Origin of the sequence: Mycobacterium sp. ITM-2016-00316, assembly GCF_002968335.2 — a bacterium.
In the GTDB taxonomy this organism is placed as follows: Bacteria; Actinomycetota; Actinomycetes; order Mycobacteriales; family Mycobacteriaceae; genus Mycobacterium.
On the sequence record NZ_CP134398.1, the window covers coordinates 4,041,415 to 4,061,929 of the forward strand.

At 69.3% G+C, this 20,515-nt stretch carries 22 protein-coding genes; 7 read left to right on the forward strand and 15 right to left on the reverse strand.

Annotated elements, in window-relative coordinates; genetic code table 11:
* The first annotated feature begins 4 nt into the window (after nucleotides 1-4).
* The 4 genes from C6A86_RS19370 to C6A86_RS19385 all read left to right on the forward strand — a co-directional run bounded on the left by C6A86_RS19370 (nucleotide 5) and on the right by C6A86_RS19385 (nucleotide 4,114).
* Complete coding sequence (locus C6A86_RS19370; RefSeq protein WP_105363776.1) at nucleotides 5-955, forward strand: ABC transporter permease; 951 nt, start codon at nucleotides 5-7, stop codon at nucleotides 953-955.
* Complete coding sequence (locus C6A86_RS19375; RefSeq protein ID WP_105363762.1) at nucleotides 952-1,836, forward strand: ABC transporter permease; 885 nt, start codon at nucleotides 952-954, stop codon at nucleotides 1,834-1,836. Before C6A86_RS19370 ends, C6A86_RS19375 begins: the two co-directional genes overlap by 4 nt.
* Nucleotides 1,833-3,437, forward strand: coding sequence for an ABC transporter ATP-binding protein (locus C6A86_RS19380; RefSeq protein ID WP_105363761.1), 1,605 nt, complete (start codon nucleotides 1,833-1,835; stop codon nucleotides 3,435-3,437). Before C6A86_RS19375 ends, C6A86_RS19380 begins: the two co-directional genes overlap by 4 nt.
* 71 nt (nucleotides 3,438-3,508) lie before the next feature.
* Nucleotides 3,509-4,114, forward strand: a complete 606-nt coding sequence (locus C6A86_RS19385; RefSeq protein WP_105363775.1) for a bifunctional 2-polyprenyl-6-hydroxyphenol methylase/3-demethylubiquinol 3-O-methyltransferase UbiG — start codon at nucleotides 3,509-3,511, stop codon at nucleotides 4,112-4,114.
* Here the strand turns inward: C6A86_RS19385 and C6A86_RS19390 are convergent.
* The 6 genes from C6A86_RS19390 to C6A86_RS19415 all read right to left on the reverse strand — a co-directional run bounded on the left by C6A86_RS19390 (nucleotide 4,091) and on the right by C6A86_RS19415 (nucleotide 7,077).
* Entirely contained in the window at nucleotides 4,091-4,621 is a 531-nt protein-coding gene (locus C6A86_RS19390; protein ID WP_158263272.1) for a hypothetical protein, read from the reverse strand. The genes C6A86_RS19385 and C6A86_RS19390 overlap by 24 nt on opposite strands.
* On the reverse strand, nucleotides 4,618-5,145 hold the full coding sequence (locus C6A86_RS19395) for a hypothetical protein (protein WP_311100831.1): 528 nt from the start codon (nucleotides 5,143-5,145) through the stop codon (nucleotides 4,618-4,620). The genes C6A86_RS19390 and C6A86_RS19395 overlap by 4 nt, the downstream gene beginning before the upstream one ends.
* Nucleotides 5,146-5,181: 36 nt before the next feature.
* Complete coding sequence (locus tag C6A86_RS19400) at nucleotides 5,182-5,400, reverse strand: hypothetical protein (RefSeq protein WP_142406831.1); 219 nt, start codon at nucleotides 5,398-5,400, stop codon at nucleotides 5,182-5,184.
* Nucleotides 5,401-5,418: 18 nt separating this feature from the next.
* The gene (locus C6A86_RS19405; protein WP_311100832.1) at nucleotides 5,419-5,760 is read right to left on the reverse strand and encodes a hypothetical protein; all 342 of its coding nucleotides are present in this window, start codon (nucleotides 5,758-5,760) and stop codon (nucleotides 5,419-5,421) included.
* A gap of 342 nt (nucleotides 5,761-6,102) precedes the next feature.
* Entirely contained in the window at nucleotides 6,103-6,354 is a 252-nt protein-coding gene (locus tag C6A86_RS19410; RefSeq protein WP_311100833.1) for a hypothetical protein, read from the reverse strand.
* 165 nt (nucleotides 6,355-6,519) lie between these two features.
* Nucleotides 6,520-7,077 (reverse strand): hypothetical protein, encoded by a 558-nt coding sequence (locus tag C6A86_RS19415; protein WP_311100834.1) that lies wholly within the window; start codon nucleotides 7,075-7,077, stop codon nucleotides 6,520-6,522.
* A gap of 439 nt (nucleotides 7,078-7,516) precedes the next feature.
* Here C6A86_RS19415 and C6A86_RS19420 point away from each other — a divergent pair, with 439 nt between their 5' ends.
* Entirely contained in the window at nucleotides 7,517-8,269 is a 753-nt protein-coding gene (locus C6A86_RS19420; protein ID WP_105361435.1) for an enoyl-CoA hydratase, read from the forward strand.
* Between the two features lie 14 nt (nucleotides 8,270-8,283).
* Here C6A86_RS19420 and C6A86_RS19425 read toward each other — a convergent pair whose 3' ends face one another.
* From C6A86_RS19425 to C6A86_RS19460, 8 genes are all read right to left on the reverse strand, one after another.
* Nucleotides 8,284-9,399 carry a dihydrolipoamide acetyltransferase family protein gene (locus C6A86_RS19425; RefSeq protein WP_105361436.1) on the reverse strand — a complete coding sequence of 372 codons (1,116 nt, stop codon included), beginning with the start codon at nucleotides 9,397-9,399 and terminating at the stop codon, nucleotides 8,284-8,286.
* Nucleotides 9,392-10,435 (reverse strand): alpha-ketoacid dehydrogenase subunit beta, encoded by a 1,044-nt coding sequence (locus C6A86_RS19430; protein WP_105365390.1) that lies wholly within the window; start codon nucleotides 10,433-10,435, stop codon nucleotides 9,392-9,394. Before C6A86_RS19430 ends, C6A86_RS19425 begins: the two co-directional genes overlap by 8 nt.
* Nucleotides 10,436-10,439: 4 nt before the next feature.
* Nucleotides 10,440-11,522 carry a pyruvate dehydrogenase (acetyl-transferring) E1 component subunit alpha gene (gene pdhA, locus C6A86_RS19435; RefSeq protein ID WP_105365389.1) on the reverse strand — a complete coding sequence of 361 codons (1,083 nt, stop codon included), beginning with the start codon at nucleotides 11,520-11,522 and terminating at the stop codon, nucleotides 10,440-10,442.
* A 94-nt stretch (nucleotides 11,523-11,616) separates the two neighbouring features.
* Entirely contained in the window at nucleotides 11,617-12,429 is an 813-nt protein-coding gene (locus C6A86_RS19440) for a CoA ester lyase (protein ID WP_105365388.1), read from the reverse strand.
* Nucleotides 12,429-12,920 (reverse strand): MaoC family dehydratase, encoded by a 492-nt coding sequence (locus tag C6A86_RS19445; protein ID WP_105365387.1) that lies wholly within the window; start codon nucleotides 12,918-12,920, stop codon nucleotides 12,429-12,431. The genes C6A86_RS19440 and C6A86_RS19445 overlap by 1 nt, the downstream gene beginning before the upstream one ends.
* Nucleotides 12,917-14,080 carry an acyl-CoA dehydrogenase family protein gene (locus tag C6A86_RS19450; protein WP_105365386.1) on the reverse strand — a complete coding sequence of 388 codons (1,164 nt, stop codon included), beginning with the start codon at nucleotides 14,078-14,080 and terminating at the stop codon, nucleotides 12,917-12,919. The genes C6A86_RS19445 and C6A86_RS19450 overlap by 4 nt, the downstream gene beginning before the upstream one ends.
* Nucleotides 14,077-16,053 (reverse strand): biotin carboxylase N-terminal domain-containing protein, encoded by a 1,977-nt coding sequence (locus C6A86_RS19455; RefSeq protein ID WP_105365397.1) that lies wholly within the window; start codon nucleotides 16,051-16,053, stop codon nucleotides 14,077-14,079. The genes C6A86_RS19450 and C6A86_RS19455 overlap by 4 nt, the downstream gene beginning before the upstream one ends.
* Before the next feature lie 104 nt (nucleotides 16,054-16,157).
* Complete coding sequence (locus tag C6A86_RS19460) at nucleotides 16,158-17,696, reverse strand: carboxyl transferase domain-containing protein (protein ID WP_105365385.1); 1,539 nt, start codon at nucleotides 17,694-17,696, stop codon at nucleotides 16,158-16,160.
* Nucleotides 17,697-17,761: 65 nt separating this feature from the next.
* Between C6A86_RS19460 and C6A86_RS19465 the strand changes: the two genes are divergently transcribed.
* Both C6A86_RS19465 and C6A86_RS19470 read left to right on the forward strand, forming a co-directional pair.
* On the forward strand, nucleotides 17,762-18,379 hold the full coding sequence (locus tag C6A86_RS19465; RefSeq protein ID WP_396833888.1) for a TetR/AcrR family transcriptional regulator: 618 nt from the start codon (nucleotides 17,762-17,764) through the stop codon (nucleotides 18,377-18,379).
* 80 nt (nucleotides 18,380-18,459) lie between these two features.
* Nucleotides 18,460-19,209: an MmpS family transport accessory protein gene (locus C6A86_RS19470; RefSeq protein ID WP_142407064.1), complete on the forward strand. Its 750-nt coding sequence runs from the start codon at nucleotides 18,460-18,462 to the stop codon at nucleotides 19,207-19,209.
* Here the strand turns inward: C6A86_RS19470 and C6A86_RS19475 are convergent.
* The gene (locus C6A86_RS19475) at nucleotides 19,206-20,510 is read right to left on the reverse strand and encodes an MFS transporter (RefSeq protein ID WP_105365383.1); all 1,305 of its coding nucleotides are present in this window, start codon (nucleotides 20,508-20,510) and stop codon (nucleotides 19,206-19,208) included. The two genes, C6A86_RS19470 and C6A86_RS19475, sit on opposite strands and share 4 nt — an antisense overlap.
* Nucleotides 20,511-20,515 lie beyond the last annotated feature (5 nt).

The following is a 20,515-nucleotide window of genomic DNA, read 5'->3' on the forward strand; positions in this document are numbered from 1 at the left end:
AGCGGTGACGGTCCTCAAATTCCTGGCCCGGCGGCTGGCGTACTCGCTGGTGGTGCTGGTGGGTGTGCTCATCGTGGTGTTCGCGCTGGTGCACCTGGTCCCCGGCGATCCGGTGCGGATCGCACTCGGCACCCGCTACACGCCCGAGGCGTACGCGGCGCTGCACCAGGCCAGTGGACTCGACCAGCCGCTGATCGGCCAGTTCTTCGGCTATCTCGGGCATGCGGCCACCGGCAACTTGGGCGTCAGCTTTCGCAACGGCGACCCCGTCACCGAGATCCTGCTGGAGCGGTTGCCGGCGACGGTGTCCCTCGCGCTCGTCGGCATCACCCTGGCCCTGGCGATCGCGCTGCCCGCCGGGATCTACTCCGCGCTACGGGAAGGCCGGGCCAGCGACGCGATCGTGCGCATCACAAGCCAATTCGGGGTGTCGGTGCCCGACTTCTGGCTCGGCATCCTGCTCATCTCGTTGTTCTCCACGGTGCTGGGCTGGCTGCCGACCTCGGGGTACCGCCCGCTGTTCGAGGACCCGGGCGGCTGGCTGCGCCACGTCATCCTGCCCGGGCTGACCGTCGGCCTGGTGGCAGCGGCCATCTTGACCCGCTATGTCCGGTCGGCGGTGCTGGAGGTGACCGCCATGGGGTATGTCCGCACCGCCCGCTCGAAAGGCCTTCCACCCCGGGTGGTGACGATGCGCCACACCGTGCGCAACGCCCTGGTCCCAATCCTCACCATCACCGGCATCCAGCTGGCCACCATCCTCAGCGGCATCATCGTCGTGGAAGTGGTGTTCGCCTGGCCCGGCCTGGGCCGGTTGGTGTTCAACTCGGTGGCCGCGCGGGATTACCCGGTGATCCAGGGCGCGGTCCTGCTGATGGCGGTGCTGTTCCTGGTGGTCAACCTGTTGGTCGATCTGCTGTACGCGGTCGTCGATCCGAGGATCCGGCTGTCATGACCGAACAAGGACTCGCCGGCGACCAGCGGACCAGGGCCTGGCGGCTGCTGGCCGGCAACCCGGTGACCGTGCTGAGCGCGCTGGTGCTCGCCGGGGTCGTCGTCATCGCGTTGACCGCCTCCTTCATCACGCCGTACGGCGTCAACGACGTCGATGTGCCCCAGGCGTTGCGTCCACCCAGCGGCGCGCACTGGATGGGCACCGACGAACTGGGCCGCGATGTGCTGTCACGGGTGCTGATGGGCGTGCAGGCGTCGATGAAGGTGGCGGTGGTCAGTGTCGCCTTTGCCGCGATGGTCGGTGTCACGCTGGGCGTGCTGGCCGGCTACCGCGGCGGCTGGCTGGACACCGTGGTGATGCGGATCGTCGATGTGATGTTCGCGTTCCCGGTGCTGCTGCTGGCCCTGGCCATCGTCGCCGTCCTCGGGCCGGGCCTGACCACCACGATCCTGGCGATCGGCGTCGTCTACGTGCCGATCTTCGCGCGGGTGACCCGCGCCAGCACCCTCTCGGTCCGGGTGGAGCCGTATGTGGCGGTGTCGCGCACCATGGGCACCGGCTCGGGTTACATCCTGACCCGGCACATCCTGCCCAACATCACCGGCCCGCTGATCGTGCAGACATCGCTGTCGCTGGCCTTCGCGATCCTGTCGGAGGCGGCGCTGTCCTTCCTCGGGCTGGGATTACAGCCTCCGCAACCATCGCTGGGGCGGATGATCTTCGACTCCCAGGGTTTCGTCACGCTGGCCTGGTGGATGGCGGTGTTCCCGGGTCTGGCCATCTTCGTCATCGTGCTGGCCTGCAACCTGCTCGGCGACGGCCTTCGTGATGTCCTGGACCCCAAGCAGCGCACCATGATCGAAGCGCGGAGGCGGCGATGAGTGGTTCAGTGCTTGCCGTCAGCGGGCTGGCGGTGCGCATCGGGCGTCGGGAGATCGTGCGCGAGGTGTCGATGGCCGTCGAACCCGAACAGACCCTCGGCATCGTCGGTGAGTCCGGGTCCGGCAAGTCGATGACCGTGCTGGCCGCCACCGGACTGCTCGACGCGCCGGGCGCCCAGGTCAGCGGGTCCAGCATGCTCGCCGGCGGCCAGGAACTCGTCGGCGCGTCGGCACGCTCGCTGCGCCGGGTGCACGGCGGCCGGATCGGGTTCGTCTTCCAGGATCCGGGCACCTCACTGAACCCGCTGCTGACGGTGGAACGCCAGATCACCGAATCCCTGGAGACGCACAAGAATCAGACGCGTAGACAGGCCCACACCCGGGCGCTGGAACTACTGGAGGCCGTCGGTCTGCCCGAACCGCAGAACCGGCTGCGCAGCTATCCACATCAGCTCTCCGGCGGGCAGCGCCAACGCGTGATGGTCGCCATCGGGCTGGCCTGCGATCCGGAACTGCTGATCGCCGACGAGCCCACCACCGCGCTCGACGTCACCACCCAGGCCCAGATCATCGAACTGATCCGGGACCTGCAGCGCGATTTCGGGACCGCGGTGGTGTGGATCAGTCATGACCTCGGGGTCATCGGCGAGGTGGCCGACACCGTCACGGTGCTGCGCAGCGGGGAGATCGTCGAGCAGGCGAGCGTCGACGAGATCTTCGATCAGCCCCGCGAGCCCTACACCCGCGAATTGCTCAGCGCCCGGCCGGTATTGGGCGGCAGTGGACCGCCCGCCGCGGCGTCCGACGCGCCGGTGCTGCTCGACGTCGACGGCCTCGACATCCGGTTCCCGGTGAGTACCCCGACGGGGAGGTCGGTGGTGCACGCGGTCAAGGATCTGTCGTTCCGGATTCGCCGGGGTGCCACCCTGGGCCTGGTGGGCGAATCCGGTTCGGGGAAGTCCACCGTCGCCTCGGCGCTCACCGGCCTGGTTGCGCCCGAATCGGGCAGCGCGGTGCTGGACGGCTCCGATGTGCTGAATGTGCCAGGTGCACAGCGAAAGACCGTACGACAGCGCATCAGCCTGGTCATGCAGGACCCGTTCGCCTCGCTGAACCCCCGCATGCCGGTGGGGACTTCGATCGCCGAACCGCTCGTCGTGCACCGCCTGGTGGCGGACCGCACGAAGCGCGACGCCCGGGTCGGCGAACTCCTGGATGCGGTCGGCCTGTCCGCGTCGTTCGCGTCCCGCTACCCGCACGAGCTTTCCGGCGGGCAACGCCAGCGGGTGAACATCGCCCGGGCGCTGGCCGTGCAGCCCGAACTGCTGATCCTCGATGAGGCCACCGCTTCCCTGGATGTGTCGGTACAGGCCAAGGTGCTCGATCTGTTGCTGGAGCTGCAGCGCGATCTCGGGTTGACCTACCTGTTCATCGGGCATGACCTGGCGGTCATCGAGCGGGTGAGCCACGATGTGCTGGTGCTGCGCGCCGGTGAATGTGTCGAGTACCGGCCCGCCGCTGAGCTTTTCGCCGCGCCGGAGCACGAGTACACCCGCGCACTGCTGGCTGCGGTACCGCCGGACCGTCTGGCCCGGGCCTGATCGAGGGTGATCTCTTCGGCGCTGCCGGCGGCCGGCGCACCTCGTTGGCGGCGCTGGCACAGTGGGTGGGCATGGGAGCATCCGACGACCGGTACTGGAACCACAACACGGCCTACCACCCGTGGTTGCTCGGCATCGCCGCACAACGAGCGGGTGATGTGCTCGATGTCGGTTGCGGCGACGGGCTGCTGGCCCAACGGCTGGCAACGGTCTCGCGCACCGTCACCGCGATCGATCCCGACCCGTCGTCGGTGCAACGGGCCGGCGAGCGACTCGGCGCGCTGCCGGGGGTTCAGGTGCGTGAATCCACCTTCGAAGCCTTCGATCCCGGTTCGCAGCGATTCGACCTGATCACCTTCGTGGCGAGCCTGCACCATATGGATACCCGGGCGGCGCTGGTCCGGGCGCGCGCCATGCTGCAGCCGGGCGGCACCATCGCCGTCGTGGGGCTCAGCGCGAACAAGACTGTCCGCGACTGGATCTGGTCGGCGATCTGCCTGCCGGCGGTGCGTGTCGGGTCGTGGCGGCACTCCGAGGTCCCGGATATCGGCGTGGCCGTCGCCGACCCGCGTGAGTCTCTCGATGAGATTCGACGCGTGGCCGGCGACGTGCTGCCGGGCGCCGTGATCCGGCGTGCTCTGTACTACCGCTACCTATTGACCTGCACGCTTGGGTGATTGGTCCCAGTCGTCCTGCCGGACCGTTGCCGCTGCCGTGGCGTCCGGCATCACACTGCCGGTTCCCGGCGTCGACAACGACCATCCGGCCACACCCTCACAGACCAGGTCGGTCGGCATGGACACCTGTGTGGGCACCGGCACCGGGAGTCCACTCACCGAAGGCATGTTGAGCTGGGGTGTCGGCAGCATGCCGGTCAGACCTGTTCCGCTCGGCATGCCGAGTGAGGGCTGCGGCAGCATCTCGGCCAGGATGCCGGTCACACCGGCCAACGGCGCCATGACCATCCCCGGAATACCCGATGCCGCGCCGGCTGCGGGTGCCATGACGCCGGGAATCCCGGCGAAGGCCGCACCGCTACCACTGCTCACGCCTGCACCGCCGCCTCCCACTGCGGCGGCAGGGGCCGCCGCCTGAACGGCTGCCACCGCGGGTGCGGTCACGGCCTGCACGGCTCCCAGTCCGCCGGTGCTGGCCATCAGCGGCCCGACGACCGCGGCGTTCACGCCACCGGCTCCGGCGCCACCCGCTCCGGCTGCGCCCGTTGCGCCACCGCCGGCCGCGCCACCACCGGCAGCGCCACCGCCACCGGCACCCGCACCGCCCGCTCCGGCACCGCCTGCACCGCCACCGCCACCAGCTCCGGCTCCACCTGCACCGCCGCCCGCCGCGCCGCCGCCACCCGCTCCACCGGCACCCGCGCCGCCGCCACCTGCACCGCCGGCCGCTCCGCCGCCGCCACCCGCTCCGGCACCACCGGCGCCACCACCGCCGCCGGCGCCAGCGCCTCCAGCGCCACCACCGGCTCCGGCACCGCCGGCTCCGGCTCCCGCGTCACCCGCGGGGATCGCCACCGCGGCCGCGTCCTCGATCGCACCGGCGGCTGGGCCGCCGACACCGGCTGCGTCCGCGAGCGGGAGTCCACCACCGGTGCCCGCGGCATCGGCGAGCGGAAGTCCGCCACCGCCGGAGCCCTGGGCGATGACACCTTCGGCAGCGGCGAGGCCGCCGGGTGCCGCGCCTGCGGCATTGTCGAGGATTCCTCCGTTGAGTCCGGTGTTGGCCATCAACGGTCCGACCACCGACGTGTCCACCAACGGAGTGCCCGCAGGTACACCGGCTGCATCCACCAACGGAGCACCGGCAGGCGCGCCGCCCGCGATCGGGGCGCCGCCACCAACGGGCGCACCCCCACCAACCGGGGCACCTCCACCAACGGGAGCGCCACCACCAACCGGGGCACCTCCACCGACGGGAGCGCCACCACCGGCACCTGCAGGAGCACCGCCTGCGGCACCGCCGCCTACAGGGGCTCCGCCACCCGCACCACCGGCTGCCGGGGCACCGCCGCCGACAGCACCCACATCTCCACCGGCACCTGCGCCGCCCGCTCCGGCACCACCTGCACCAGCGCCGCCACCGGCGGCACCTCCGCCACCGGCGGCTCCTCCGCCTGCCGCTCCGGCACCACCCGCGGCACCGCCGCCGGCAGCACCGCCTCCGGCCACCGCCGGTGCCGCAGCTTGGACAACAGCACCACCGGGCGCGGCGGCCGCGGCTCCTGCATCAGCGACCACTGCTGCGGGTGCACCGCCGACCGCGGCACCGGGGGCGCCACCGACAACTCCCCCGGGAACGCCGGCACCGCCGGGCACATCGATGCCCGGAATGCTGATGTCGGGTACCTCGATGTCGATATCGGGCACAGAAATCTCGGCTGGGGGCCCGGCCACCTGGACCGGCGGCGCGTGAACCTCGATCGGAGGTGCCGCCACTTCCACCGGAGGCGCGGCCACCTCGACGGGCGGCAACGCAACCTCGACAGGAGGCGCAGCGACCTCAACCGGCGGCAACGCAACCTCAACAGGAGGCGCAGCCACCTCAACCGGCGGCAACGCGACCTCAACCGGCGGCGCAGCCACCTCAACCGGCGGCAACGCAACCTCAACCGGAGGCGCAGCCACGGCAAGCTCGACCGGAGCACCGCCTACGCCGCCGCCACCGGCACCCCCTTCGACCACTGCTCCGACGGGAACCGCGCCACCACCCGCTCCACCTGCAGCTCCACCGCCACCGGCACCAGCGCCACCGCCGCCACCAGCGCCGGCTCCACCGCCGCCAGCCGCGCCACCACCACCGGCACCAGCCCCACCACCTGCAGCTCCACCGCCTCCGGCACCACCGGCGCCTGCACCGGCGTCACCGCCACCGATCGCGGCGGCAGGAGCCGCGCCTTCACCGCCACCGATCACCGGTGCGGCAGCCGCGGGAGCAGCCGCGGCGCCATCGATGACTGCCGCAGCGGGAACACCAGCGTCAACTGCCGGCGGGACGACCGCAGCGGCATCGACGATCGGGCCGGCCGGCGGACCGGCGGGCCCGACATTCGCGGCCGCGGGATGAATCACTCCGCCACCCGGCGCACCGCCGCCACCACCGCCTTCGCCACCACCGGCGCCCGGCACACCACCCTGGCCGACATGTGCAGCGGCGTCGGCGAGTGGTGCACCATCACCGACCGCACCGGGGATCGGTGCGCCCGCGGTATCCACGACTGCGGCCGGGGCTCCACCCGCAACGCCCGCGGCATCCGCCAGCGGTGCACCGAGAGGTGCTCCACCCGCAATGGGCGCGCCGCCTGCCAGAGGTGCACCGACACCGCCGGCCCCGCCGGTGCCGGCTCCACCCGCACCACCGCCGGCCGCACCGGCACCGCCCGCACCACCGCCGGCCGCACCCGCACCGCCCGCACCACCGCCGGCCGCGCCCGCACCGGCACCGCCTGCGCCACCCGCTGCACCGCCGGCCGCGCCCGCACCACCCGCACCGCCACCGGCCGCACCGGCCCCACCGGCCCCACCAGCGCCGCCGGCGCCGCCCGCGGTGCCCCCGGCCGCACCCGCGGCGGGAATCGCGCCGGCCGCGGTCGCAGGGGGGATGACCACAGGCGGGGTGCCGGCACCGGTGAACGGTGCCGCGATGCCCTGCAGCGACTGACCCACATCGGGCGGGGAGGCAGCCAGCTGCTGCACCATGCCGACACAGGGCACACCACCCGCGCTCGACTGCAACGCCGGTTGAGCCTGAGCCACCGCGCTCAGCAAAAGAGGCGGCGTGCACAATGCCGCCGCAGCAATCATGCTGACGGCCAGCCGATTCGACTTACTCACCATGTCATCCCCAAGCGCTTTCATATTGACGTCGCAGTCAGGGAGAAAGGTAAATGACATCCATGCAACTTCCCGGCGCGACAGATGGGACGGTTACCGTTCCGATGCAAAGGAGATCCGGGGCTGTGACAGAAGGGGGCAAAATCCCTGGACAACGCAGCTGATCAGGCGTTCCGGCGACACGACCGACCTCCGGCTCCAGGCACCACACCCGGTACGTAGCCTGATGCCATGTCAGACCTCGTTCTCGTCGACGTCGCCGATCACGTCGCCACCGTCACCGTCAACGATCCCGACCGTCGCAACGCGGTGACCGCCGAAATCTCGGCAGCCTTGCGTGCCGCGATCGATGCCGCCGAAGCAAACACCGATGTGCATGCCGTCGTGGTGACCGGCGCGGGCAAGGCGTTCTGCGCGGGTGCGGACCTGACCGCACTCGGTGAAGCCGCCGAGGAAGGACTGCGGGTCATCTACGACGGGTTCCTGGCCGTCGCCAACTGCACGTTGCCCACCATCGCTGCGGTCAACGGCGCCGCCGTCGGCGCAGGACTCAACCTCGCACTCGCAGCCGATGTCCGAATCGCCGGTCCCGCAGCGCTTTTCGATCCACGTTTCCAGAAGCTCGGCATCCACCCCGGCGGCGGTGCGACCTGGATGCTGCAACGCGGTGTCGGCCCCCAGGTGGCGCGCGCTGCGCTGTTGTTCGGCAAACGCTTCGACGCCGACGAGGCGGTGCGCTACGGCTTGGCCCTCGAAATCGCAGACGATCCGGTCGCCGCGGCACAGCAACTCGCGGCCGGCCCGGCCTCCGCGCCCCGTGACGTGGTGATCGCGACCAAGGCGTCGATGCGCGCGACCGCCAACCCGGGATTTGTGGACAGCGCGCAGCACGCAATCGCCGTCGACGTGGAGATCACCCCACAGGCGCGGTCCATCGAATCACCGGAGTTCCAGAGCCGGCTGGCCGCGGCCAAGAAGAGCTGACGACGTCGGCAGGGCTACAGGTCAGCCAGCGCCAGCTCGGGGGTTTCGATCAGCTCACGCAGATCGGTCAGGAACGCCGCGACCTGGGCGCCATCGGCGATGCGGTGATCGAAGGCGCACGTCAATGACATGGTCGGGCGGGCGACCACCACATCGTCGATCACCACTGCCCGCGGTTTCAGCGAACCCATACCCAAGATGGCCGCCTCCGGGTAGTTGATCACCGGTACCCCGTCATCGAGACCGAGCGCCCCGAAGTTGGACACCGTGAACGTCGAGCCCATCAGCTCGGTCGGGCGTAGCCCGCCGTGACGCGCACCATCGATCAACCGGTTGACCTCGGCGTCGAGTTCGCGGGTATTGCGCTTCTGGGCGTCGGCGACGACCGGTACCAGCAGCCCACGTGGGGTGGCAACCCCGATACCCAGATGCACCGCCGAATGCGGGTGGATGCGCGGGCCGTCGGTGGTGTCCACCCATGTCGCATTGAGCAGCGGATGGCGTTGCAGCACCAGGGTCAACAGCCGCAGGGTCAGCACGAACGGCGTGACCTGCAGCCGATCCCGCAGCCTCAGCAACGCAGCACAGTCCACCTGCACACCGGCATGCGCGTCGGGAATCTGGCTGCGGGACAACGTCATCCGCCTAGCCATCTCGGCCTGCACGCCCGAGGGCACCTGCATGTCCGGGGTGGCCGCCGCAGCCAGCACATCATCGCGCGTGACGATGCGATCCGGGCCCGACGGTGCCACCTCGGTGAGGTCCACCTGAAGTTCGCGGGCCAGCTTGCGGACCGGCGGCTTGGCCCGCGCCCGCCGGGAGGTATCCATCCGGTCATCGGTGCCATAACCCACCAGCACCGACTTCTGCGCCGCCCCGGCGATGCGCACCAGCACCGCACCGACGGCCAGCGTGTCCCCCTCCTGCCCACCGAGTGCAGCGACGCGACCGGCGTAGGGACTGGGAATCTCCACCTCGGCCTTGTTGGTCTCCAGGGTGCACAGTGTCTGGTTCAGCGCCACCTCATCACCGACGGCCACCGACCAGCCGGTGATGGTGGCTTCTTCCAGACCCTCGCCGAGATCGGGGACGCGGAATTCGAGGAGCTGCGGCCCATCGGTATCACTCATGGCCCAGCGACCTCTCCACACAGTCCAGCAGGCGGTCCACCCCGGGCAGCCAGATCTTCTCCAGCCGGGCGGGCGGGTAGGGCGTGTCGAATCCGGTGGCGCGCAACACCGGAGCTTCCAGATCGTAGAAGAGTTCCTCGGAGACGCGCGCGGCGAGCTCGGCGCCGAACCCGAGGGTCCGGGGGCCTTCGTGCATCACCACGCAGCGGCCGGTGCGGCGCACCGAGTCGGCGACGGTGTCGAAATCCAGTGGGTTGAGCGTCCGCAGGTCGATCACCTCCAGATCCCAGCCATGCTGTTCGGTGGCCAGCTGTGCCGCGCTCAGCGCGGTGTCCACCAATCCGCCGTAGGTCAGCACGCTGATATCGGAGCCCTTGCGCACCACCGCTGCGCGCCCGAACGGCAACGCCGGCGTCTCGGTGTCGACGGTGCCCCTGGTCCAGTACCGGCGTTTGGGCTCCAGATAGATGACCGGGTCCCGGCAGGTGATCGACTGCCGCAGCAGCCAGTACGCGTCGGACGGCGTCGAGGGCGCGACCACCTTCAGGCCCGCGGTGTGCAGCCAGTAGCTCTCGGTGGATTCCGAATGATGTTCCACCGCACCGATACCGCCGAAGGACGGGATGCGCACCGTCACCGGCATGTCGACATCGCCGTGGGTGCGCATCCGGTACTTGGCCAGGTGACTGACCATCTGGTCGAAGGCCGGGGCCGAGAATCCGTCGAACTGGATCTCGGGCACCGGCACGAACCCGCGCACCGCCATCCCGATGGCGATACCGATGATCGCCGATTCGGCCAGGGGCGTGTCGAAACACCGCTGGTCTCCGAAGGTTTCGGCTAAACCCTCGGTCACCCGGAAGACCCCGCCCAGCGTCGCGACATCCTCACCGAACACCAGCACCCGGTCATCGGCCGCCATTGCATCGTTGAGCGCCTGGGTGATGGCCTGTGCCATCGTCATCGTCAACAACGAGGGCCGGGGTTCGGGCAGGTCGTCACCGTGCATCGAGGACCGTTCGATGATCTGGGTCATGTCCTCAGTCCTTACCCAACTCGACGAGTAGCTGATCGCGCTGTCTGGCCAGCTCCGGGGTGATCTCGTGATAGACGGTGTCGAAGACCTCGGCAATGTCCATATCGGGTGCGCCGACGAGGGCGTCGCGCAACTCACCGCGCAGCCGCGCCGCCCGGGCCTCGGCTCGCTCGGTGAGCCGATCCGTCAGCACCCCAACGGATTTGAGATACGTCTCATACCGCTGGATCGGGTCGCGGGCCGCCCACTGCTCGACTTCCTTGGCCGAGCGGTAGCGGGTCGGATCATCGGAGGTGGTGTGCGGCCCCATCCGGTAGGTCAGCGCTTCGATGAAGGTCGGCCCGCCCCCGTCGCGGGCGCGCTGCGCGGCCTGGCTCATCACCGCAAAACAGGCCAGCACATCGTTGCCGTCGACGCGGACGGCCGGCATGCCGTACCCGGCCGCGCGGTGCGCCAGCGACTGCGCGGCGTGTTGCCGGGCGACGGGTACCGAGATGGCCCACTGATTGTTCTGCACGAAGAACACGCACGGCGCCTGGAACACGGCGGCGAGGTTCAGCGCCTCATGGGCGTCACCCTCGGACGTGGCGCCGTCGCCCATGAAGGCCACCGTCACCGAGGCCTCGCCGAGGCGCTGGGCGGCCATCGCCGCACCCACCGCGTGCAGGCCGTGCGTGCCGATCTGGATGCAGATGGGCGCACAGCACTTGTCGGTGAACGACAGCCCGCCGTGCCAGGTCCCGCGCCACACCGCACCCATGTGGGCGGGCGCGATGCCGCGGGTCAGGAATGCGCCGAGTTCGCGGTACTGCGGGAACAGCCAGTCGGTTTTGCGCAGGCAGGCCACCGCGCCGACCTGGGCTGCCTCCTGTCCGCGGCAGGAGGCATACAGGGCGAGCTCGCCCTGGCGCTGCAGGTTGACGAACTCGCTGTCCAGTGCGCGGGTGACGACCATCTGCTCGTAGAGCCAGGCCAGCGTCTCGGGCGGCAGGTCGCGGCGGTAGCGGTGTTCGTCGCTCGGCGTCCCGTCGGGGCGGAGCAACTGCACCAGCCCGTCATCAACCGTCGCGTCATCGAAACCAGCCATACCGCCTCCTTCAGGTGGCGACATGTTCGGCCGCCATTCCGTGAGGTGCTCGGCACGGCTGCGGTCGGTGCGACCCCCTGGTCAGGGGCGCCGGCTAGCTACCGGGGTGAGGCGCAAGCTGGACGATCCGCTCCGCCCGCCGCAGTACCGGGGCATCCACCATTATGCCCTCGAAAGCGAATGCGCCCCGCTGGTTCGTCGCGGCGGCCAGGACGTGTCGTGCCCAGTCGACCTGGTCGTCCGAGGGTGCATAGCCCTCCCGGATGACCGTGACCTGGGTCGGGTGCAGAGCGACCTTGATGTCGAAGCCGACGGCGACGGCGTCGTCGGTCTCCCGGCGCAGCCCGTCGAGATCCTTGATGTCGATGTAGACCGAATCGAGCGCGAGCTTGCCATGGGCCTTGGCGGCCAGCAGTGACTGCGAGCGGACATGCAGGGCCACGCCGCGGTAGGAGCCATCGGGGAAACGGTTCAGCGTCCCGCCCAGCGAGCCGAACAGATCCTCGGCACCCCACATCACCCCGATCGTGTTGGCGACGGCCGCGGTGTCGGCGACCGTGAGCGCACCGAGCGGCGTCTCCACGATGAGCACCACCTCCAGCGGCGCCAGCGCGCTCACCTGCTCGGCGGCCTCGCACTTGGGCAACATGACGGTCGTATAGGCGGTGCGCTGCAGCGCCTCCAGGTCGAGCCGCTGGTCCTCGGTGCCGTGCGGGTTGATCCGGATGACGGTGCGGGACGGGTCCAGCGGCGTGTCGACGATGGCCGCACGCGCGGCCGGCTTGTCACCGGCGCCGTCCTCCAGATCGAGGATGACGACATCGGCTGCAGCCGCAGCCTTCTCGAATCGTTCCGGACGATCGGCCGGGCAGAAGATCCACGCCGGACCGATATTGTCGAGCGGCACTAGGCCTCCTGAGGTTTCTTGCGCACCATGGTCTTTCGCGATGCGGTCGCCACGATATCGCCGTGCTGATTGCGGCCGGTGTGCGCGAAGGTGACGATACCTTCACCGGGCCGGCTCTTGGACTCCCGCTTGTCGACCACTTCGGACTCGGCGTAGAGGGTGTCGCCGTGGAACAGCGGTTTGGGGAAGGCGATATCGGAGAAGCCGAGGTTGCCGACGATGGTGCCCTGGGTCAGCTGGGTGACCGACAACCCGACCAGCGTCGACAGCGTGAACATCGAGTTCACCAGCCGCTGGTGGAACGGCGGCAGCGCATCGGAGAACGCGGCATCCAGATGCAGTGCCTGGGTGTTCATGGTCAGCGTGGTGAACAGGACGTTGTCGGCCTCGGTGATGGTGCGGCCCGGCTTGTGCCGGTACAGCACACCGGTTTCGAACTCCTCGAACCAGAGGCCACGTTGCTCGACAATGCGTTTGGGCGTGTCGGTCACAGTCCGAGCTCCCGTCCGATCAGCATCAGTTGCACTTCGGTCGTTCCTTCGCCGATCTCGAGGATCTTGGAGTCCCGGTAATGACGGGCCACCGAGTACTCGTTCATGAAGCCGTAGCCGCCGAAGATCTGGGTGGCATCGCGTGAGTTGTCCATGGCGGCTTCACTGGCCACCAGCTTGGCGATCGACGCGGCCTTCTTGAACGGCTTGCCCGCCAACATCAGCGCGGCGGCGTCGTAATAGGCGGTGCGGGCTATGTGGGCGCGGGCCTCCATGCGGGCGATCTTGAAGGCGATGGCCTGGTAGCTGCCGATCGCGGCGCCGAACGCCTCGCGTTCCTTGGCGTATTTCACGCTTTCGTCCACACAGCCCTGCGCCGCGCCGACCGACAGCGCGGCGATCGCGATGCGGCCCTCATCGAGGATGCGCAGGAAGTTGGCGTAGCCGCGGCCGCGTTCACCGAGCAGGTTCTCCCGGGGCACCCGGACATCGTCGAAGCTCAACGGGTGGGTGTCCGAGGCGTTCCAGCCGACCTTGTTGTAGGCGGGTTCGGCGGTGAATCCCTTGGTGGGCACCGGCACCAGAATGGACGAGATCTCCTTCTTGCCGGTGCCGGTTTCCCCGGTGACGGCGGTGACGGTAACCAGCTTGGTGATGTCGGTACCGGAGTTGGTGATGAACTGCTTGGAGCCGTTGATGACCCAGTCACCGCCGTCGGCTTTGGCAGTGGTCTTGGTGGCGCCGGCGTCGCTGCCCCCGCCCGCCTCGGTGAGCCCGAAGGCGCCGAGCGCCTTACCGCTGGCCAGCAGCGGCAGCCATTCTTCTTTCTGTGCGTCATTGCCGAACCGGTACACCGGCATCGCGCCCAGCGAGACGCCGGCCTCCAGGGTGATGGCCACACTCTGGTCGACCTTGCCCAGTTCCTCCAGCGCTAGGCAGAGCGCGAAGTAGTCCCCACCCATGCCGCCGTACTCCTCGGGGAAAGGCAGGCCGAACAGCCCCATCTCGGCCATCCCGGCCACGACGTCGTACGGGAAGCTGTGTTCTTCATCGTGTTTGGCCGCCACGGGTGCGACGACGCTCTGCGCGAAATCGCGCACCGTCTTGGCCAGCTGTGCGTAGTCGTCGGGCAGTGCGCCCGTGGACAGATAATCGCTCATTGCTGAGTCTCCTTTGCTGCGGTGATTCGGGCCAGCGGCTGGCCCACCTTGACCTGATCGCCCACGGCGACGAGAAGTTCGACCACCCCGTCGACGGGGGCGGACAACGCGTGTTCCATCTTCATGGCCTCCACCGTGACCACGACGGTGCCCGAGGTGACATCGGCGCCGTCGGTGACGCCGGTGGCGACAACAGAACCCGGCATCGGGCTGAGCAGTTCGGCATCACCGGCGTGTTCGTCATCGGGACGCACCGGCGCCTCACGCACCTCGTGTACCGCGATGGTGCGCTTCGGCCCGGCCAGCCAGACATACCCGCCCTCGGCGGCCGCCACGTACTCGACGCCGATGTCGTCGACGGTGAGGTTCAGCAGCCGGCCTCGGCGCCCCGCGCTGAACCGATAGGTCGCGCCGTGTTCGACCTCAGCGGTCGCGGACGCGGGGGTGCCGGTGATGCGGACATGATCTACCCGCGCGCCGGCGCCGAGCCGGATGACCGTCGGCGCGGCTGTACCGGTGCGCCAGCCCGAGGGCACCGACCACAGATTGCCGTCCGCCGCCGCCCAGGTGTCCAGCCAGCGGTAGGTGGCAGCGGCGACCAATTCCTCGTCGGTGGGTTGGGGCGCAACGTAATCGGGGGTGCGCCGGTCCAGTAAGCCGGTGTCCAGCCGGCCGGCGGCGACATCCTCATCGGCGAGCAGGAACCGCAGGAAGTCGATATTGGTGGTCACACCCAGCACCGCGGTCTCGATCAGCGCACGGTCCAGACCGCGCAGTGCCGCGTTCCGGTCCTCACCGTAGGCGATGACCTTGGCCAGCATGGGGTCGTAGTCACTGCCCACCACGGTGCCCGGGTAGATCCCCGAATCGACCCGCGCGTCGGCAGGTTCGACCACGTCCAGCACCGTGCCGCCGGTAGGCAGGAAACCGTTTCCGGGATCCTCGGAGTACACCCGGGCCTCGATCGCATGGCCCGTCAGCATGATGTCGGTCTGGGCGATCCCGAGTTCGGCGCCGGCGGCGATACGGACCTGCTGGGCAACGAGATCCACGCCGGTGACCAGTTCGGTCACCGGGTGTTCGACCTGCAGGCGGGTGTTCATCTCCATGAAGAAGAACTCGTCGGGGGCATCGGCGGACACGATGAACTCGACGGTCCCGGCGCCGGTGTAGTTGACGCTGCGCGCGGTGTTGCAGGCGGCCTCGCCGATGCGGGCGCGAGTCGCCGCGTCCAGCAGCGGCGAGGGCGCTTCCTCGATGACCTTCTGATGACGGCGCTGCAGGCTGCACTCCCGCTCCCCGAGATGGATCACGTTGCCATGTCCGTCGGCGAGCACCTGCACCTCGATATGGCGGGGGCGCAACACGAACCGCTCCAGGAACAGCGTGTCGTCACCGAACGCCGATGCCGCCTCGCGGCGCGCACTTGTCAGCGCCGCCGGAAGTTCTGCCGCGTCGTGCACGACGCGCATACCCTTTCCCCCGCCGCCGGCCGACGGTTTGACCAGGACCGGGAAGCCAACCCGGGGCGCCCCGGCGATCAGATCGTCATCGGTCAGACCCGGTCGCGAAATACCAGGCACCACCGGCACATCGAACTCCGAGACCGCCGCCTTGGCCGCGATCTTGTCCCCCATGGTCTTGATCGCCGCCACCGGCGGACCGATGAACACGATGCCCGCGGCGTGCAGGGCGGCCGCGAATTCGGCGTTTTCGGCCAGGAATCCGTATCCGGGATGCACCGCCTGGGCTCCGGTGCGCCGCGCGGCCGAGACGATGGCCTCGATGTCGAGATAGCTCTGACGTGCCGGAGCCGGCCCGATGCGCACCGCGGTGTCGGCCTCACGGACGTGCCGCGCACCGGCGTCGGCATCGCTGTACACCGCGACCGAACGGATACCCATATCGCGCAGGGTGCGGATGACCCGTACCGCGATCTCACCGCGGTTGGCGACCAAAACTGTGTTGAACATCCCGTCGCTCCGCTCGCCCCGAGTGTTGAACATCCCGTCGCTCCGCTCGCCCCGAGTGTTGAACATCCCGCCGCTCCGCTCGCCCCGAGTCTTGAACACGTCCCTCACATCCTGAAGACGCCGTAGGACACCGGCTCCAGCGGAGCCTGTGCGACAACTGACAGGGCAAGTCCCAGCACGGTTCTGGTGTCGGCGGGGTCGATCACACCGTCATCCCAGAGCCGGGCGGTCGAGTAGTACGGGTTGCCCTGGTGTTCGTACTGTTCGCGGATGGGGGCCTTGAACGCCTCCTCCTGCTCCGGTGTCATGTCACCGCGCACGGTGGCCAGCACCGAGGCGGCCTGCTCACCGCCCATCACCGAGATTCGGGCATTGGGCCACATCCACAGGAACCGCGGCGAATACGCCCGACCGCACATCGAGTAGTTGCCCGCACCGTAGGAACCACCGATCACCACCGTCAGCTTGGGCACCCGCGCGCAGGCCACCGCGGTGACCATCTTGGCGCCGTGTTTGGCGATGCCCCCGGCCTCGTAGTCGCGGCCCACCATGAACCCGGCGATGTTCTGCAGGAACACCAGCGGGGTACTGCGTTTGTCGCACAGCTCGATGAAGTGCGCGCCCTTGACGGCCGACTCCCCGAACAGCACGCCGTTGTTGGCGATGATGCCGACGGGATGGCCGTGGATGCGCGCGAACCCGGTCACCAGCGTGGTGCCGTATTCGGCCTTGAACTCCTGGAACTCGCCACCATCGACGACGCGGGTGATCACCTCGTGCACGTCGTAGGGCACCCGGGAATCCACCGGCACCACGTCATAGAGCTCGGACTGATCGGCGATCGGCGCGACGGTGGGCCGCACCTCCCACGGCGGGTCCTGCCGGGGCCCGAACGTGCCGACGATGCGGCGCACGATGCGTAGCGCGTCGCGGTCGTCGTGTGCCAGATGGTCGGTCACGCCGGAGGTTTTGGAGTGCAGGTCACCGCCGCCGAGTTCCTCGGCGGTCACCACCTCGCCGGTCGCGGCCTTCACCAGCGGCGGGCCGCCGAGGAAGATGGTGCCCTGGTTGCGCACGATGACGGCCTCATCGCTCATGGCAGGCACATAGGCGCCACCGGCGGTGCAGGATCCGAGCACGGCGGCGATCTGCGGGATGCCCTGCGCGCTCATGGTGGCCTGGTTGAAGAAGATCCGGCCGAAGTGTTCGCGGTCGGGGAACACCTCGTCCTGGCGCGGCAGGAACGCCCCACCGGAGTCCACCAGATAGAGACACGGCAACCGGTTCTGCGCGGCGATCTCCTGGGCGCGCAGGTGCTTCTTCACGGTGATCGGGTAGTAGGTGCCGCCCTTGACCGTCGCATCGTTGGCCACAATCATGCATTCGCGCCCCGACACCCGGCCGATGCCCGCGATCATTCCCGCACCCGGGCAGTCGTCGTCGTACATGCCGTCGGCGGCCAGCGGCGCCACGTCGAGGAACGGGCTGCCCGGGTCGAGCAGTCCGTCCACCCGCTCGCGCGGGAGCAATTTCCCGCGTCCGACATGGCGTTCTCGGGCCTTCTCCGGGCCACCCAGCGCAACTGCCGCCAGTTTGGCGCGCAGTTCGGTCACCAGGGCGACGTGCGCGTCGCGATGTGTCATCGATGAACCGTTCCACTTGAGTTAATGGCGACTAACTCATACGATGTTAATTGCCACTAACTCAAATGTCTATGGGCGGGACGGAGCCGGGCATGAACACTGAGACTCCGCGCAGCAGGGCCAAATCCGATCGCAGGACCCAACTCATCGCCGCCGCGGAACGGCTGGTCGCCGAACACGGCTACCTGTCGGTCCGGCTGGAGGACATCGGCGCCGCGGCGGGGGTCAGCGGGCCGGCGATCTACCGGCACTTCCCCAACAAGGAAGCACTGCTGGTCGAACTGCTGGTCGGCATCAGCACCCGGCTGCTCGCCGGGGCCCGCGAGGTGGTCGCGGACTCCGCCGACGCCGGAGCCGCGCTGGACGGACTGATCGACTTCCACCTCGACTTCGTGCTCGGCGAATCGGACCTGATCCGCATCCAGGACCGCGACCTGGGCCACCTCCCGTCCGCGGCCAAACGCCAGGTCCGCAAGGCGCAGCGGCAATACGTCGAGATCTGGGTCGACGTGCTGCGGCAGGCCGATGCTCGCCTGGACGAGGCCGAGGCCCGACTCAAGGCGCACGCCGTCTTCGGCCTGCTCAACTCCACCCCGCACAGCGTCAAAATGCCCAGTACAGACCATGCCTCGCGGAGCATCCTGCGCGCCATGACCGTCGCGGCCCTGGCGGCCGCGCGCTGAGTTGCGCTCGGGCACAGCGACCGATCGGTCGGCACCGATTCCCAGCCCACGCGGGTAGCGTGTGAGCACATGAGGTGGCAATGACCGATTCTCCACGCAGAGACGAGCCGACGCAGCGGCTCGACGGTGGCCATTCCGGATATTCGGGCTACTCGGATCCCGCCTACTCGGGTCAGCCCCCGTACGGCGTGCGCCCCACCGAGCAGCTGCCGTCGTATCCGGCATACGGATACGACCAGTACGGCGGCGGTTCCTACGGCGGACCACCGCCGCCACCGGGCGCCCCACCGCCGGAACCCCCCGGCACACCGCGCTGGTTGTGGATCGTCGCCGCCGTCGCCGTGGTCACCGTCATCGGCCTGGTCATCGCGCTGGTGATCGTGAACAGCTCCCAGCAGCAGACCGTCGTCGCCCCGGTGCCCACCCTGTCCGAGCCCAGCATCGCCGAGCCGACGCTGAGCACCGCCCCGCCGACCACCACACGCCGCCCGACCACCACCAGCCGTCCCGCCCCGACGACCACCACGACACCGTCGGTCCCAGGCGGGTCGACGGTGCCCGGCGCCACCGAAAGCGTGACCTACAACGTCACCGGCGAGGGGCGGGCCATCAACGTCACCTACGTCGATGACGGAGGTGTGCTGCAGACCGAGTTCAACGTGCTGCTGCCGTGGAGCAAGACGGTCAATCTGGCCCAGCCGGCCAAACGGTCGGCCAGCGTCACCATCATCAACGTCGGGCGCGAGGTCAACTGCTCGATCAGCATCGACGGCGCCGAGATTCAGCAGCGCACCGGATCCGGTCTGACGATCTGCAGCCCGATCGGCTAAACCGGTTGGGCGGCAGGTCGGGTGCGCACGCCCAGCATCAAGAACAGACCCAGCGCCAGCACCACGCACAGCCCACCCATGCCGGCGCGATCGGTGCCGAAGGCGTCGATGAACACGAAGAACAGCCACGGCGCCAGCGGGGCGGCCGCGCGGCCGGTCGTCGTGTAGAGGCCGAACGCGACGCCCTCCTTGCCCTCGGTGGACATCCGAAGCATCTGGGTGCGCGCCGCCGACAGGGTCGGGCCGATGAACAGGCACAGCAGCAGCCCGCAGATCCAGAACGCCAGCTGCCCGGACAGCGTCATCAACGTCAGCCCGACCGCGATCATCAACGTCAGCGCGCAGACGATGACAGGCTTGGCGCCGAACCGATCATCGAGCAGCCCACCGGCCACCGCCCCGATGGCCGCCACCAGACATGCGCAGACCCCGAACAGCAGCACGCTGGCCGGTGAGATGCCGTACACGTTGACCCCCAGCACCGCCCCGAAGGTGAACACCCCGGTGAGCCCGTCCCGGAAGACCGCGCTGGCGATCAGGTAGTAGACGACGTTGCGATCGCGCCGCCATTCGCTTTTCACCTCCGTCCACAGCACCCGGTAGGAGGCGAAGAAGCCGATGGCACGGTAGTTCTCGTCGGCCGGCGGCGACGGCGCCCTCAGCAGCAGGGGCGCCGCGAACGCGGCGAACCAGACCGCCGTGAGCAGCATCGCGGCACTGACGTTCTGTCCGTCGTCGGTGGGCAGCCCGAGGACGCCGCCGTCGCCGGAGATGAAGGCCACGTAGACGATCAGCAGCAATCCGACGGTGCCGGCATAGCCGACCGCCAGGCCCGCACCGGATACCCGACCGGAGTTCTGCGGTGTCGTGAGCTGACTGAGCATCGCGTTGTAGGGCACGGTGGCCAGGTCATTGCACGCCGCCGCCAGGGCCAGCAGAGCCAGCCCGGCGAACAGATACCGGTAGTCCGCCCGGATCAGGCTCATCGAGGCCGCCAGGATCACCACGACGCTGGTCAGCAGGGCGAGTGCGCGACGGCGACGGTGCGGGGCGTTGACCCAGATGCCGGTCACCGGCGCCAGCAGCGCCACGATGACACCGGCCACCGTCAGCGCCCGGCCCAGCCAGCTGGCCGGGGTGGTGTCCCCCGGCAGACCCTCACCGACCGCGCTGGTCAGATACACCGAGAAGACGAAGGTGACCACGATGGCGTTCAGGCCGGTGGCCCCGCAGTCGTAGAGAACCCAGGACAGAATCTGTGACCGCCGGGCCGAAGCTGGCGCCGACCCGGGGCTGCTCATGGGCG

Bases quoted from the DNA above. Each gene is read 5' to 3' on its own strand.
- C6A86_RS19375 (WP_105363762.1), top strand. From the start codon at position 952: ATGACCGAACAAGGACTCGCCGGCGACCAGCGGACCAGGGCCTGGCGG.
- C6A86_RS19380 (WP_105363761.1), top strand. From the start codon at position 1,833: ATGAGTGGTTCAGTGCTTGCCGTCAGCGGGCTGGCGGTGCGCATCGGG.
- C6A86_RS19385 (WP_105363775.1), top strand. From the start codon at position 3,509: ATGGGAGCATCCGACGACCGGTACTGGAACCACAACACGGCCTACCAC.
- C6A86_RS19395 (WP_311100831.1), bottom strand. From the start codon at position 5,145: ATGCCGCAGGCGCGGCACCCGGCGGCCTCGCCGCTGCCGAAGGTGTCA.
- C6A86_RS19420 (WP_105361435.1), top strand. From the start codon at position 7,517: ATGTCAGACCTCGTTCTCGTCGACGTCGCCGATCACGTCGCCACCGTC.
- C6A86_RS19425 (WP_105361436.1), bottom strand. From the start codon at position 9,399: ATGAGTGATACCGATGGGCCGCAGCTCCTCGAATTCCGCGTCCCCGAT.
- C6A86_RS19430 (WP_105365390.1), bottom strand. From the start codon at position 10,435: ATGACCCAGATCATCGAACGGTCCTCGATGCACGGTGACGACCTGCCC.
- pdhA (WP_105365389.1), bottom strand. From the start codon at position 11,522: ATGGCTGGTTTCGATGACGCGACGGTTGATGACGGGCTGGTGCAGTTG.
- C6A86_RS19450 (WP_105365386.1), bottom strand. From the start codon at position 14,080: ATGAGCGATTATCTGTCCACGGGCGCACTGCCCGACGACTACGCACAG.
- C6A86_RS19455 (WP_105365397.1), bottom strand. From the start codon at position 16,053: ATGTTCAACACAGTTTTGGTCGCCAACCGCGGTGAGATCGCGGTACGG.
- C6A86_RS19460 (WP_105365385.1), bottom strand. From the start codon at position 17,696: ATGACACATCGCGACGCGCACGTCGCCCTGGTGACCGAACTGCGCGCC.
- C6A86_RS19465 (WP_396833888.1), top strand. From the start codon at position 17,762: ATGTCTATGGGCGGGACGGAGCCGGGCATGAACACTGAGACTCCGCGC.
- C6A86_RS19470 (WP_142407064.1), top strand. From the start codon at position 18,460: ATGACCGATTCTCCACGCAGAGACGAGCCGACGCAGCGGCTCGACGGT.
- C6A86_RS19475 (WP_105365383.1), bottom strand. From the start codon at position 20,510: ATGAGCAGCCCCGGGTCGGCGCCAGCTTCGGCCCGGCGGTCACAGATT.